This is a genomic window from uncultured Actinomyces sp., assembly GCF_963526355.1.
GTDB lineage: Bacteria > Actinomycetota > Actinomycetes > Actinomycetales > Actinomycetaceae > Actinomyces.
In genome coordinates this window covers 1-13,409 of sequence record NZ_CAUROW010000055.1, presented here as the reverse complement: position 1 = coordinate 13,409, position 13,409 = coordinate 1, and the positions used below count along the sequence as shown (strand labels likewise).

Sequence of the window (13,409 nt, the reverse complement as noted above, 5' to 3'; positions counted from 1 at the left end):
CCGACCTCACCGGGCGGGCCGGCGCCGGCCCCCGCGAGCGCCGCAGCCTTCCGGCCCGCCGTGCCCGCCGTTCCGTGGACCCCCTGTCCCTGCACGCCGGGGACCTTGTGGTCCACGCCCAGCACGGGGTGGGGCGCTTCATCGAGCTCAGTCGGCGCACCGTGGGCGGGGCCCGCTCCTCGGCCACCCGCGAGTACCTCGTCATCGAGTACGCGCCCTCCAAGCGCGGCCAGCCCGGCGACCGCCTCCTGGTGCCCACCGACGCCCTGGACCAGGTCACCAAGTACGTCGGCGGCGACAGCCCCGCCCTGAGCAAGATGGGCGGCGCCGACTGGGCCAAGACCAAGTCCAAGGCACGCAAGGCCGTGCGCGAGATCGCCGGTGAGCTCGTGCGCCTCTACGCCGCCCGCGCCGCCACCACCGGCCACGCCTTCAGTCCCGACACCCCCTGGCAGACCGAGCTGGAGGAGGCCTTCCCCTACACCGAGACCCCCGACCAGCTCTCCACCATCGACGAGGTCAAGGCCGACATGGAGAAGACCCAGCCGATGGACCGGCTCGTGTGCGGCGACGTCGGCTACGGCAAGACCGAGATCGCCGTGCGCGCCGCATTCAAGGCCGTCCAGGACGGCAAGCAGGTCGCGGTCCTGGTGCCCACCACCCTGCTGGTGAGCCAGCACGCCGAGACCTTCACCGAGCGCTACGCCGGCTTCCCGGTGACCGTGGCGGCCCTGTCCCGCTTCCAGGACGCTGCCGAGTCCGCCAAGGTGCTCCAGGGCCTGGAGAAGGGGACGGTGGATGTCGTCGTTGGCACCCACCGCCTCATCACCGGCCAGGTGAGGTTCAAGGACCTGGGCCTGGTCATCATCGACGAGGAGCAGCGCTTCGGGGTGGAGCACAAGGAGACCCTCAAGGCGCTGCGCACCAACGTGGACGTCCTGTCCATGTCTGCCACCCCGATCCCGCGGACCCTGGAGATGGCGGTCACCGGCCTGCGCGAGATGTCCACCCTGGCGACCCCGCCCGAGGACCGTCACCCGATCCTGACCTACGTGGGCGCCTACGAGACCAAGCAGGTCTCCGCCGCGATCCGCCGCGAGCTGCTGCGCGAGGGGCAGGTGTTCTTCGTCCACAACCGGGTCGAGGACATCGACGCCACCGCCGCGCGCCTGGCCGAGCTGGTCCCCGAGGCGCGCGTGGCCACCGCCCACGGGCAGATGAACGAGCACCAGCTGGAGGCGGTCATCGACTCCTTCTGGCGCAAGGAGACCGACGTGCTCGTGTGCACCACGATCGTGGAGACCGGGCTGGACGTGTCCAATGCCAACACCCTCATCGTCGACCGCGCCGACCGCATGGGCCTGTCCCAGCTCCACCAGTTGCGCGGGCGCGTGGGGCGCGGCCGGGAGCGCGCCTACGCCTACTTCCTCTACCCGTCCGACAAGCCGCTGACCGAGACGGCCCTGGAGCGCCTGCGCACCATCGCCACCAACACCGATCTGGGGGCCGGGATGCAGGTGGCCATGAAGGACCTGGAGATCCGCGGCTCGGGCAACCTGCTGGGCGGAGAGCAGTCCGGACACATCGCCGGGGTCGGCTTCGACCTGTACGTGCGCATGGTCTCCGAGGCCGTGTCCGCCTACAAGAAGGCCCTGGCCCGCTCCGGGAAGGCCGGGGCCGACGCCGTCGGCTTCGAGGAGGGCGACGACGAGGACGTCGAGCTGCGCATCGAGCTGCCCGTGGACGCCACTGTCCCCGAGGACTACATCCCCCATGAGCGTCTGCGCCTGGAGGCGTACACGAAGTTCGCGGCGGCGCGCTCGGGCGAGCAGGTCGACGACGTCCTGGAGGAGCTGGCCGACCGCTACGGGCCGGTGCCCGAGCCCACCGCCCGCCTGGCGGCGCTGGCGCGGCTGCGGGCCCTGGCCGCCGAGCTGGGGGTGCGTGAGATCGTCGCCCAGGGCAAGTCGGTGCGCTTCGCGCCGGTGGACCTGCCCGAGTCGGCGCGTATGAAGGTCACCCGCCTCTACCCGGGCACGGTCCTCAAGCCGGCCACGCGCACCATCGTGGTGCCTGCGCCGGGCACCAACCGCATGGGCGGGGCGGCGCTGTCCGGTGAGGAGGTCGTGCGGTGGGCCGAGGTGCTTCTGCATGCCGTCGTCAAGGGCGATGCCGCCTACGAGACCGAGGCCACCACCTACCGCAAGCGCCGGTGACGGCCGGGTCCTATTCGGTTCCACTTACTGGACAGGGCGTTGACCCACCATGAGGTCGAATTTAGGTTAGCCATACTTAAAGTGCGATTGTGAAGGAGGTCGCGGATCTCCTCTGGTCGTGAGGCCATCGACGGGAAGGACCGCAATGAATACGTTCCCACGTCTCGTCATCGGACGACGGCGGCTCCTGGCTGCGACCCTGACCGGGGTCGCGTCTCTGGGCCTGGCCGCGTGCGGGCGCTCCGGCGGCAGAGGCTCGGCCGGCTCCAGCGGCTCGGCGTCGTCGGGATCCCAGGGGTGGCCCCGCACCGTCAAGACCGACGACGGCGACCTCGCCCTTTCCTCGAAGCCCCAGCGCATCGTGTCCACCTCCATAGCCCTGACCGGCTCGCTGCTGGCGGTGGGAGCTCCAGTGGTGGCCTCGGCCGTGACGGCTCCTAACACCGACGGCTTGAGTGACGATTCCGGCTTCTTCGTCCAGTGGTCTGATGCGGCTAAGAAGCAGAAGGTGGAGAAGCTCTACGAGATCAAGTCGGTCGACATCACCAAGGTGGCCGGCTACGAGCCGGACCTCATCGTCGTGGCCAAGAGCGGTGGCGACTCGGCGGCCGATCAGGTCGAGCAGCTGCGTGACATCGCGCCGGTCATGGTCGTCGACTACACCGGGCGCTCCTGGCAGGACGTCACCCGCACCATCGGTCAGGCCACAGGGAACGAGCAGCAGGCGGACACGGTGATCGCCGACTACGACGCGCACGTGTCTGCGACCAAGGAGGCCATCACTGTTCCCGAGGGGACGACATCGGCCTTCATCGTCTACGGCGGTGGTGGCGGCGGCGCCGCGGCCCTGACCGCGGAGTCTCCCCAGGTTCAGATCCTGACCTCTCTCGGGTTCACCATGGCCGACATCCCCGAGGAGGTGAAGGGCGACACCTCCAAGGGGCAGCGGCAGGACATCGTCAAGCTGTCCAACGAGAATGTCCAGGTGGGGCTGCCTGGTGACAACTGGGTGATCGTCGCCGCAGACAGTGCCAGCCGCCAGAAGGTCGCCGACGACCCGACCTTCTCCACCGCGACCCAGGTGACCCAGGGGCGGGTGGCCTACACTCCGGCCTCCACCTTCCGCCTCGACTACTACTCCGCCATCATCATGCTCGACTCCCTCAAGGAGAGCTACAAGAAGGGTTGAGCGTTGGACAGAGTCCCGTGCCCGCTTCAACTTTTTCCGGGCATGTCTCGATACAGGTGCTTGCGGGCGTAGTGCAGCGGCGTCTCTCGCTGGTGTGTCCCTGTAGGGTCCTACTACCGGGGTGATTGGCTAGACGTCGCCGAAGGTCGGGGCTTGTTCCACTGCCGCTGCGGGGCGGTCCTTGCGCATGGCGAGTAGGCATGCGGCAAACAGAAAGGCTGATGAGGTCAACGGTACGGACGCTGCTCCAAGGTTGTCGATGAGTGCTCCTCCAACTGCGGCGCCAATACCGGCTCCGCCGTAGAGGCCGCTGATCCCAAGAGAGGCGGCGAGCATGGCGCGCTGTGGGTCCACAGCGATGATGCTCGCCTGCATGGCGGGACTCAGTGCCCAGGCGAAAAGCGACCACACGCCGATCAGCACGAGGAACCGGAGCCCGAATCCGCCTCCGAGAGTCAGATGGATGCCGATAGCGAGCAGCGCCACGGCATGACCTCCGATGATGATGAGGCGTCCGACTCGGGGGCCTCTTGAGTCGGTGAGGAAGCCTCCGCCGAACACGGCGCCGACACCAACGACTCCGACCAGCAGCAGTGTCCAGGTGATGCTGCTGGGGTCAGCGCCCAGTTCCCCTTCGATGATGGTGCCCAAGAAGCTGTAGAAGGTGAGGCCGCCGGCTCCGCACAGCAGCATCGCGAGCACTAGGGACAGCACCTGCCAGTCACGAGCCGGGCCGAGCCTGGTCGATAACGGGGTGGGGTCGTTCCCGGGGACTCTCGGAGTCAGCCACGCTGAGAGCACTGTGACCAGCATGGCTGTGACGGCGATCAGAATGAATGCGCCTCGCCATGACCATACTTGTCCTACCCATGTGCCGACAGGAACGCCAGTGAAGAGTGCAACAGTCAATCCGGCCGTTGCCACTGCCAGATAGCGTCCCTCGCTGCCCGATGGGGCTCGGGTCCCGGCGATGGCCATCGCCGTCGGACTGACCGCGCCTGCTGCGATGCCTGCAACGACTCTCAGGAGAATAGCGGGCCAGAACGCGGTGACGGCTGCAGTCGCCCCGTTGGCGACGGCGAACACGACGAGGCCGCCGACGAGGACGGTCTTCTTGTCGATGCGGTCGGCCGCCACTGCCATGATAGGGGAGCCCAGGCAGAAGGCGAGTGCGAAGGCAGTGACCAGTAGGCCGGCGTGCCCTGCGCTCACGCCGAAATCGGTTGCCACGCTCGGGAGGATCCCGGAGATCACGAACTCGTCGGTCCCCAAGGCAAGTGTGGCGACGAACAGCAGTGCCAGCCATCCTGGCAAGGATCTCTGTGGCTTGCTGGAGTCGTGAGTCATACGATACTCCTCAAACGTTCGATGTTCGACGGATGTCGATTATGAAGCTGAGCGTACACTTTTCATATGGCTCGTGCGACGCATCCGGATATTGAGACGGTGAAGCTCCCCGATGTCCTGCACGCGCTGGCAGACCCAATCCGCCTTGGACTGGTGCGGTTGCTCAGTGATGGTGAGGAACGGGCGTGGGGTCAGCTGGATGCGCCCATAGCTCCGAGCACCTTGAGTCATCACCTCAAGGTTCTTCGTTCGGCTGGGATCACCTGCACCCGCATGGAGGGGAACCGGTGTTTCGTGCGTCTTCGAACCGATGACCTCAATGAGCAGTTCCCGGATCTGATGGCCACAGTGCTGGCACTTGCCGCTGAGCCCGACTCAGGACTGAGGCGCGTGGGACTGAAGGACGAGCAGGATGAATCCTGAGGTGATGTCTGGTTGGGCGGTGGGCAGCTTCTGGTGCATCTAGCCTGTATTGCTTGGGCTGCGTGCGTCGTCGCAGGCGGAACGGCAGGATCTGGGGCCAGCAATGTTGTGACACCATGTCGCCCTCCGGCGTCGTCCCCTCCAGGAGCAGACCGTGATCCGAAGCCTCACTGCACGCACGCGCGTCCTCGCTGCCGGCGCTGCACTCCTCCTCACCGTCGGGGCGCTCACCGGCTGCACCGGCCGCCCGGGTCAGGCGGCCGACCTGACATTCACCGGCCTGGACGGGGCGCGCCACTCCATCGTCGTCTCCGAAGCCGAGGTGCAGGGAGCCATCAAGGAGCTCAAGAGCTACACCGCGCTCTACGGGCAGAGGGCTCCTGAAAACACCGAGATTGCCGCAGGGATCTTCGACGCGCCGATTATTGAGGAGGTCGGCCGCGCGCACGGCATCTCCGTCACCGACGACCAGATCGTCCAGACCTTCAAGGCTCAGGACGGTTTCGAGTTCCGTGAGCCCGCCTCCATCTCCTACCTGCGCACCAGCTTCCTCATCCGTCAGTTCCAACAGAATTCGGGGCTCTTTCAAGAGGTTCAGGCCGACTATGGCTGAAATTAAACAAAACCGTATTCTAGGGGTCTTTCGGGATGGAAATGATGGCGCCGGTCGTTGTAGAATACCTGCATGCAGGTAGATATCACGGCCGAAGAGCGGCAGTCCCTTCTCGGATGGAAAGAGCGCAGCGACAGCCTGATCCTCATTCGACTGAAAGCCGAAGCTATTCTCTACGCCTCGCACGGCGTTGACCTAGATTTCGTCGTGGAGATGGTGGGCCGAACCGTCAGGACGGTTAAAAAATGGTTGTCTGGGTGACGTGCCACCAGGCTGCGCTCGGTGATCACCGGTCATGCGGGTAATGAGAACGCCGCTAAACTCACCCGAGAACAAAAAGAACAACTCAAAGAGGTCCTGAGCAAGCCACCCTCGGAGTCCGGCATCAGCGCCGACTTCTGGGACGTGCCCGCCCTGGCCAATGTAGTGAAGACCAAATTCGATATCGAGTACAAGTCGGACTCCTCCTACCGACTGCTCATGCGCTTCTTGGGCATGACCTTCAAGCTTCCCGACCCGTTCGACAAGCGGCGTGACGAGAAGGCCATCAACAAGCGGATGGCGCAGGTCATAGACCAGGTCGAGGACCTGCTGGCCCAGGGATGGGAGGTCTACGCCGTCGATGAGGTCCGGGTTGAGCACGAGACGGAGACCAGGAGGATGTGGCTCCCTGCCGGTAAGCGCACGAAAATCTATGTCGACCGCAGCAAGGCCGCCCAGTCGTTTTTCGGTGCCCTGTCTTTGACAACTAAGAAGATGAAGATCTACCCCATCGAGGGCAACCAGAACGCTGAGCAAGTCATTTTCGCCATGAATCGTCTAGTGCGGGAGACTGACAGCGAGAAGATCGCCGTTGTTCTGGATAATGCTGGTTTCCATCACGCCAAGGCCGTCACGGAACTGTTCAAACCGGGTCAGCAGCTCGAGCGCATTACCCCTATATTCCTGCCGCCCTACGCACCCGACCACAACCCAGTCGAGCACGTGTGGAACACCAGCAAGAACCACATCGCCAACATCCAACACGACGCCCCGGAAGAGACCTACACAGCATTCATCAGCTACATCACCGGCCGCACCTTCAACTACGACTTCGAACACCTACCAAACCTCACACCAACATACGATTTCGTTTAATTCCGGCCATATGCATCCGGTATGGCCCCTGTTGTGTCGCATCACGCAGTGCTGCGGGGATGGCTGCGTGCTCTCCAACGGTATAGAGTGAATTCCGTTTTGAGCCTGTTGTTCCGGTGGACTCCGGTGAAACAGGGTTGGATGATCTCGTTATGAGCACCCTCGCACCCCCACCCCGCAGCGCGCGCAGGCGTGCCTCGCGCAGTGTCGTCACTGCTGTCGTGGCCGCGCTCGCGGTACTCCTGGCGGTGGTCGGCCTGAGCTCGCCGGTCTCGGCGGCCAACAACCCGGGGATCGTCGTGAGCATCGCCGAGCTCCAGAAGGCCGACGCCAACGGCAACGTCTCGGACGGCTTCGTGCGGGTCGGCGACGTTGTCAAGATGAGCCTGACCTGGGACGCCACCGGAGTCGTCCTGGCGGAGGGGGACTCCTTCACCATCGAGCTGGGCCCCTCCCTGGAGGCTCGCGAGCCGCGGTCCTTTCCCCTGACTCGCACCCATGGGGGGCAGGTCGTCCAGGACCCGGTTGTCGATGAGGTGGGCGCCCTGACTCGCACCCATAGGGGCACCCCCCACGCTGGGGCCGTCGGAGCCGCCCACGCTGGAGCCGACCGTGAGCCCGACGGCGACCGAGCAGCCTACCGCCACCGTCTCTGCGAGCTCGAAGCCCGGTACGCCCAAGGGCACGCTGGCCGAGACCGGTGCCTCCGTGCTCGTTCCCGTCCTGGTGGCGGTTGCCGCTCTCGGTGCCGGGGCTCTTCTGGTGCGCAAGCGCCGCCAGTGAGCGCTGTGCCTGGGGCTGGCAATTGAGCACGGCTTCGCAGTGGCGGCCCCGTAGACCACGCGGGTCCGCCACTACGGAGTATTGTGATTGCGGTATGCAAGAACCTTTCTCGGGGAGGCGTCGTGGTAGGACCAGGGACGAGTGGCAGCGTCGAGACCGGGGCTCCGGCCGCTGGCGAGGGCCTGACCGTTGCGGTTGTAGCGATCGGGAACCCAGCCAGTTCGGCGACCTGGTCGGGCACTCCCTCAGGGCTGGTCAAAGGCCTGCGCGCATGCGGCGTGAAGGTCCTGACCGTTGACGTCAGGCCTCCGTGCGCCGTTGTCGAGTACGGTCTGAGGGCCGTCACCCGGATCCTGCGCCCGCTGCTGGGCGGGAGGTCCTGGAGAATGTGGCGGGACACCGCCCTCTACGGGGACCTGGCTACCCTGACGGCGCTGGCGCGCCGGGGCGGCTTTGCCTCGGCTGACGTTGTCATTCAGGTGGGTGCCCAGTACCGGGTCCGCCACCCCAGGGTTTTTACACTTGAGGACATGACGGTTGACCAGGCCCGGCGAGTTGAGTTCGGTGCCTGGGCCCTGCATTCTTGTAGGACCGTCTCCGCACGAAACCGTCGGCACCGCAAGACGTACCAGAGGGTTGAGGGGCTTCTGGCCGCCACGCAGTGGGCGGCCACCTCCATGCGGGAGGACTATGGTGTTGCCGCGGACAAGATTCATGTGGTCGGTTTGGGAGGAAGCCCCCGGATGGCGCGCTCCCAGACCACCAGGGACAAGGACTGGAGCACGCCATGCTTCCTGTTCGTCGGCCACGACTGGGAACGGAAGAACGGAGGGCTGCTGGTCGAGGCGTTCCAACGCGTGCGCGTTGAGCGGCCCGAGGCCCAACTGCTGCTTGTAGGGCAGCACTCCAAGGTTGAAGGTCCCGGGATCGAGGACTTTGGTCCGCTCGTTCTGGAGGACCCCCACGCACAGAGCCTTCTGGCTGGCCTGTTCGCCCGGGCGACCTGTCTGGTCGTGCCCTCCAGGATCGAGCCTGCTGGACTCGTCTACGCCGAGGCCGGGCACGCCGGCATTCCTGCCATCGGCTCGGACTCGGGCGGTGCCCGAGAGATGATCGGGCCCGGTGGAACGATCGTGGCAGCAGGGGACGTGGAGGACCTGACCCGGGCGATGCTCCGGCTGGCCGACCCCGACACCGCGCGTCGGCTCGGAGTTCAGGGGGCCGGGCACGCTGCAACCCTGACCTGGGACAAGGTGGCGGAGCGCGTGCTCGCAGCCATCAGCGCGCGCCCAGCCGGTGCGTCCAGGAACCCTCACGAGCCTGCCATGCTCCAGCCCGACGCATTAGCATGACACCGAGCCCCAGCAGCTGCCCCAAGGAGCACACCGTGACCCGAAGCCTCACTGCACGCACGCGCGTCCTCGCCGCCGGCGCTGCACTCCTCCTCACCGTCGGGGCGCTCACCGGCTGCACCGGCCGCCCGGGTCAGGCGGCCGACCTGACATTCACCGGCCTGGACGGGGCGCGCCACTCCATCGTCGTCTCCGAAGCCGAGGTGCAGGGAGCCATCAAGGAGCTCAAGAGCTACACCGCGCTCTACGGGCAGAGGGCTCCTGAAAACACCGAGATTGCCGCAGGGATCTTCGACGCGCCGATTATTGAGGAGGTCGGCCGCGCGCACGGCATCTCCGTCACCGACGACCAGATCGTCCAGACCTTCAAGGCTCAGGACGGTTTCGAGTTCCGTGAGCCCGCCTCCATCTCCTACCTGCGCACCAGCTTCCTCATCCGTCAGTTCCAACAGAATTCGGGGCTCTTTCAAGAGGTTCAGGCCGACTACCGCGTAATCCGGTCCACTCGGACCGGAGCCGTGTCGCCGCGCTTCCCGGAGAGCAAACCGGCGTGGTTCACCGAGACGGATCCCCGACTGAAGTCTGACGACCATCCCGCCGAAGGCAACCAGCAGCAGGGCGGTCAACAGGCGCCGCAACGGGGCGGTCAGCAACAGCCCCAGCAGGGCAGCCAGCAGCCAGGCCCGCAGGACGGGGCCGAGCAGCCCGCTGACCCCGGACAGACGGACAGGCCGACCGAGGGTGAGCAGGGTTCCGCCGATGGAGCCGCTCAGCCCGGTCAGGCCGACGTCGGTACCGGTGAGGACGGCCAGGGCGAGGGACGGAGCGAGGACGGTGCCCAGCAGGGAGCCGATGGAGCCGGCCCTGCGCCGTCAGGTGCTGATCGCTGACCGGTCCGGCCCTGCGCTCGAGGCAACCGCACCGCGCGGACGCACATTAGGCGCGCGGGCCGATGCCCTGGGACGGTCATCGGTCCCTGTCGTGGGTCCGCGGTGGTTCTGCGTGGCCGGTGATGCGGCTTGAACCGTTGCTGAACAGTGGGAGAGCCGCTGCTCGCCGAGCCTGCGTCGTCGTCCACTGTTTCTCGCCGGGCGTGAACACTGTGCATTCCTCAGGACCATGGCCCTCGTGGTGAGATGGCGGGCCCGCTAGGCTGGCCCTGCATTCATCAGTCGTGCGCGAGTTGCGTGCCCGACTCCGATCGACCGCATCACGATCCCCTCAGCAAGGAGCACCAAGTGGCCCTCATCGAGAACGTTCACGCCCGCGAGATCCTCGATTCCCGTGGCAACCCGACCCTCGAGGTCGAGATCCTCCTGGAGGACGGTGCCTCCGCTCGCGCCGCCGTCCCCTCGGGCGCCTCCACCGGTGCCTTCGAGGCCGTCGAGCTGCGCGACGGCGACAAGGACCGCTACGGCGCCAAGGGTGTCGAGAAGGCCGTTGCCAATGTCAACGACGTCATCGCCCCCGAGATCATCGGCTTCGACGCCGCCGACCAGCGCGGCCTCGACCAGCTCATGATCGAGCTCGACGGCACCCCCAACAAGGGCAAGCTCGGCGCCAACGCCATCCTCGGTGTCTCCCTGGCCGCCGCCCAGGCCTCCGCCGAGTCCGCCGGCCTGGACCTGTTCCAGTACGTCGGCGGCCCCAACGCCCACATCCTGCCCGTGCCCATGATGAACATCCTCAACGGTGGCTCCCACGCCGACTCCAACGTGGACATTCAGGAGTTCATGATCGCCCCCATCGGCGCCCCCACCTTCCGTGAGGCCCTGCGCATGGGCGCCGAGGTCTACCACGCCCTCAAGGCGGTCGTGAAGGAGCGCGGTCTGTCCACCGGCCTGGGCGACGAGGGCGGCTTCGCCCCCAACCTCGACTCCAACCGCGAGGCCCTCGAGCTCATCGTCGAGGCCATCGAGAAGGCCGGATACAAGCCCGGTAAGGACGTGGCCCTGGCCATGGACGTCGCCTCCTCGGAGTTCTTCGACGAGAAGACCAAGACCTATCAGTTCGAGGGCGAGGCCCGCGACAACGCCTTCATGGTCGACTACTACGAGAAGCTCGTGAAGGACTTCCCGATCGTCTCCATCGAGGACCCGCTCTCCGAGGACGAGTGGGACGACTGGAAGGCCCTGACCGACAAGATCGGCGACAAGGTCCAGCTCGTTGGTGATGATTTCTTCGTCACCAACCCCGAGCGCCTCGCCAAGGGAATCAAGCTCGGCGCCGCCAACGCACTGCTGGTCAAGGTCAACCAGATCGGCTCCCTGACCGAGACCCTCGAGGCCGTCGAGATGGCCCACCGCGCCGGCTACAAGTCCATGACCTCCCACCGCTCCGGTGAGACCGAGGACGTCACCATCGCCGACCTGGCCGTGGCCACCAACTCCGGCCAGATCAAGACCGGCGCCCCCGCCCGCGGCGAGCGCGTCAACAAGTACAACCAGCTCCTGCGCATCGAGGAGGCCCTTGGTGACGCCGCGGTCTACGCCGGCGCCGGCGCCTTCCCCCGCTTCCAGGCCTGAGCCTGAAGGCGGCCTGACGCCGTCGAGCAGTTGACTGACACGGCTGCTGGACGACGGTGCACGCTCCCGCTCCGGGGCAGACGGGTTCTCCCGCCCGCCCCGGAGCGTTTCAGGTCGTGGGACGTGAGAGCTGCGCGGAGGCGAGGGGGCGAGGCTGATCCGGAGCGTGAGCAACGCGCCCGGTGGGGTGCGCTCCCGCCCGCCCGCCGGTGAGGCAGGATGCCGTCATGACTCCGCGCCGCCCCACCTCCAGCCAGTCCGGGAGGCGCCGTGTCTCCCGCGGCGCCCGGCCCCGCCAGGTCTCCACCGAGCGGACGGCCTCCTCGCCCGGATCGGGCTCGGGCGACTCCGAGCCCCAGGGGATCCCGACGACGGCGCCCGAGCGGGTACTGCCGCCCCGGATCGTCACCCTGGCGGTCGTGTGCCTGCTGGCCTTCGTCGTCGTCTTCACGTCGCTACGCGCCTACCTGTCCCAGCAGGCCCAGTACGACGCCGTCGTCGCCAGGATCAAGGAGGCCTCTGACACCGCCGTCGACCTGGAGAACGAGCTGGCCCAGTGGAGGGACGACACCTACGTACGCGCCCAGGTGCGCGAGCGCCTCGGTTACGTCATGCCCGGTGACACCAGCTACGTCGTCGTGGGCGCCGACTCCGTCAAGCAGTCCAGCGGCGATGGCGGGACCCCCCAGGGCTCCCAGGAATCCCCCTGGTACCAGACGTTGCGCGAGTCCTCGCAGGCCGCCGGTCAGTCGGAGGGCAGGGCCGACGGCGACTCGCAGGACGACACCGGTGGCAAGACCCTCGACCCCACCCAGAAGGGCCTGCCGACGGGCTCGCCCAGCCAGACGCCCTCGTCGCCGCCCAAGACCTCGCCGAGCCCGGCCCCCACCCCGCAGACGAAGGAGACCCCGTGAGCCCGCATCCTGAGACTGCGAGGACCGACTCGGCTCCTGATCAGGCTCCCGAGTCAGTGACATCGGCCGATCTGGAGGTCCTGGCCGACCAGCTGGGGCGAGTGCCGCGCGGCGTCGTGGCCGTTGCGGCCCGCTGCTTGTGCGGGCGCCCCACCGTGGTGCGCACCGCGCCACGCCTCGACGACGGCACCCCGTTCCCGACCAGCTACTACCTCACCCACCCGGCCGCCGTGAAGGGCTGCTCCACCCTGGAGGCCGAGCACCTCATGGAGACCTTCAACGCCGACCTGGCCGCCGACGAGGAGCTGGCCTCCGCCTACGCCGCCGCCCACGCGGACTACCTGGCGCGGCGCGCCGAGCTCGGGCAGGTCCCCGAGATCGCGGGCGTCTCCGCCGGCGGCATGCCCATGCGCGTCAAGTGCCTCCATGCCCTGCTCGGGCACGCCCTGGCCGCAGGCCCCGGTGTCAACCCGATCGGCGACCGCACCCTGGAGGTTCTCCGGGAGCGCGGACTGTGGGATCCTGAGCGCTGCTTCTGCTGACCGACCAGCCGGCCCGGCTCAGCGTTGCCGCTCTCTCCTCGTCCCGACCCCGCCCAGGAGGCCGCCGCCATGACCCGCGTCGCCGCAATCGACTGCGGCACCAACACCATCCGCCTCCTCATCGCCGAGGCCGACCGCGATCAGTCGGGCCACCCCCGCCTGGAGGTGCTGCACCGTCGCAACGAGATCGTGCGTCTGGGCCAGGGGGTGGACCGCACCGGCGTGCTCGACCCCGACGCCCTGGAGCGCACGCTGACAGTCGTGGCCGCCTATGCCGCCGATTGCGCCGAGCTGGGCGTCGCGCCCGGGGCGGCCGCCCGGCGCTTCGTGGCCACCTCCGCCCCCCGCGCTGCCCGCAACCGAGAGGA

At 67.2% G+C, this 13,409-nt stretch carries 13 protein-coding genes and 1 pseudogene; 13 read left to right on the top strand and 1 reads right to left on the bottom strand.

Features of this window, described 5'->3' with window-relative positions; translation table 11 throughout:
- Positions 1 to 2,216, top strand: a 2,216-nt coding sequence (mfd, locus tag RWR81_RS10020; RefSeq protein ID WP_314457384.1) for a transcription-repair coupling factor, incomplete at its 5' end; no start/stop codon positions are given.
- Between the two features lie 145 nt (positions 2,217 to 2,361).
- Complete coding sequence (gene fepB / locus RWR81_RS10015) at positions 2,362 to 3,405, top strand: Fe2+-enterobactin ABC transporter substrate-binding protein (protein ID WP_314457383.1); 1,044 nt, start codon at positions 2,362 to 2,364, stop codon at positions 3,403 to 3,405.
- 129 nt (positions 3,406 to 3,534) lie between these two features.
- Here the strand turns inward: fepB and RWR81_RS10010 are convergent, their stop codons facing one another.
- Positions 3,535 to 4,752, bottom strand: coding sequence for an MFS transporter (locus RWR81_RS10010; RefSeq protein ID WP_314457381.1), 1,218 nt, complete (start codon positions 4,750 to 4,752; stop codon positions 3,535 to 3,537).
- Between the two features lie 66 nt (positions 4,753 to 4,818).
- On the opposite strand from RWR81_RS10010, the gene RWR81_RS10005 reads away from it, so the two are divergent.
- The 11 genes and pseudogenes from RWR81_RS10005 to RWR81_RS09955 all read left to right on the top strand — a co-directional run.
- Entirely contained in the window at positions 4,819 to 5,175 is a 357-nt protein-coding gene (locus RWR81_RS10005) for a metalloregulator ArsR/SmtB family transcription factor (protein ID WP_314457379.1), read from the top strand.
- Between the two features lie 154 nt (positions 5,176 to 5,329).
- The gene (locus RWR81_RS10000; RefSeq protein WP_314457377.1) at positions 5,330 to 5,788 is read left to right on the top strand and encodes a hypothetical protein; all 459 of its coding nucleotides are present in this window, start codon (positions 5,330 to 5,332) and stop codon (positions 5,786 to 5,788) included.
- A gap of 72 nt (positions 5,789 to 5,860) precedes the next feature.
- Positions 5,861 to 6,049, top strand: coding sequence for a hypothetical protein (locus tag RWR81_RS09995; protein WP_314457375.1), 189 nt, complete (start codon positions 5,861 to 5,863; stop codon positions 6,047 to 6,049).
- Between the two features lie 21 nt (positions 6,050 to 6,070).
- Positions 6,071 to 6,925 carry an IS630 family transposase gene (locus RWR81_RS09990; RefSeq protein ID WP_314457373.1) on the top strand — a complete coding sequence of 285 codons (855 nt, stop codon included), beginning with the start codon at positions 6,071 to 6,073 and terminating at the stop codon, positions 6,923 to 6,925.
- 612 nt (positions 6,926 to 7,537) lie between these two features.
- Positions 7,538 to 7,708: an LPXTG cell wall anchor domain-containing protein gene (locus tag RWR81_RS13685; protein WP_399498368.1), complete on the top strand. Its 171-nt coding sequence runs from the start codon at positions 7,538 to 7,540 to the stop codon at positions 7,706 to 7,708.
- Between the two features lie 122 nt (positions 7,709 to 7,830).
- A complete protein-coding gene (locus RWR81_RS09980; protein WP_314457370.1) occupies positions 7,831 to 9,060 on the top strand; it encodes a glycosyltransferase family 4 protein in 1,230 nt (409 codons plus the stop codon).
- Positions 9,061 to 9,095: 35 nt separating this feature from the next.
- A complete protein-coding gene (locus RWR81_RS09975; RefSeq protein ID WP_314457368.1) occupies positions 9,096 to 9,950 on the top strand; it encodes a hypothetical protein in 855 nt (284 codons plus the stop codon).
- A 348-nt stretch (positions 9,951 to 10,298) separates the two neighbouring features.
- Positions 10,299 to 11,585, top strand: coding sequence for a phosphopyruvate hydratase (gene eno, locus RWR81_RS09970; RefSeq protein WP_314457366.1), 1,287 nt, complete (start codon positions 10,299 to 10,301; stop codon positions 11,583 to 11,585).
- A gap of 227 nt (positions 11,586 to 11,812) precedes the next feature.
- Positions 11,813 to 12,499 carry a septum formation initiator family protein gene (locus RWR81_RS09965; RefSeq protein WP_314457365.1) on the top strand — a complete coding sequence of 229 codons (687 nt, stop codon included), beginning with the start codon at positions 11,813 to 11,815 and terminating at the stop codon, positions 12,497 to 12,499.
- Positions 12,496 to 13,041, top strand: a complete 546-nt coding sequence (locus RWR81_RS09960) for a DUF501 domain-containing protein (protein ID WP_314457363.1) — start codon at positions 12,496 to 12,498, stop codon at positions 13,039 to 13,041. Before RWR81_RS09965 ends, RWR81_RS09960 begins: the two co-directional genes overlap by 4 nt.
- A gap of 69 nt (positions 13,042 to 13,110) precedes the next feature.
- Positions 13,111 to 13,409, top strand: a pseudogene (locus RWR81_RS09955) (exopolyphosphatase); the annotation flags it as partial.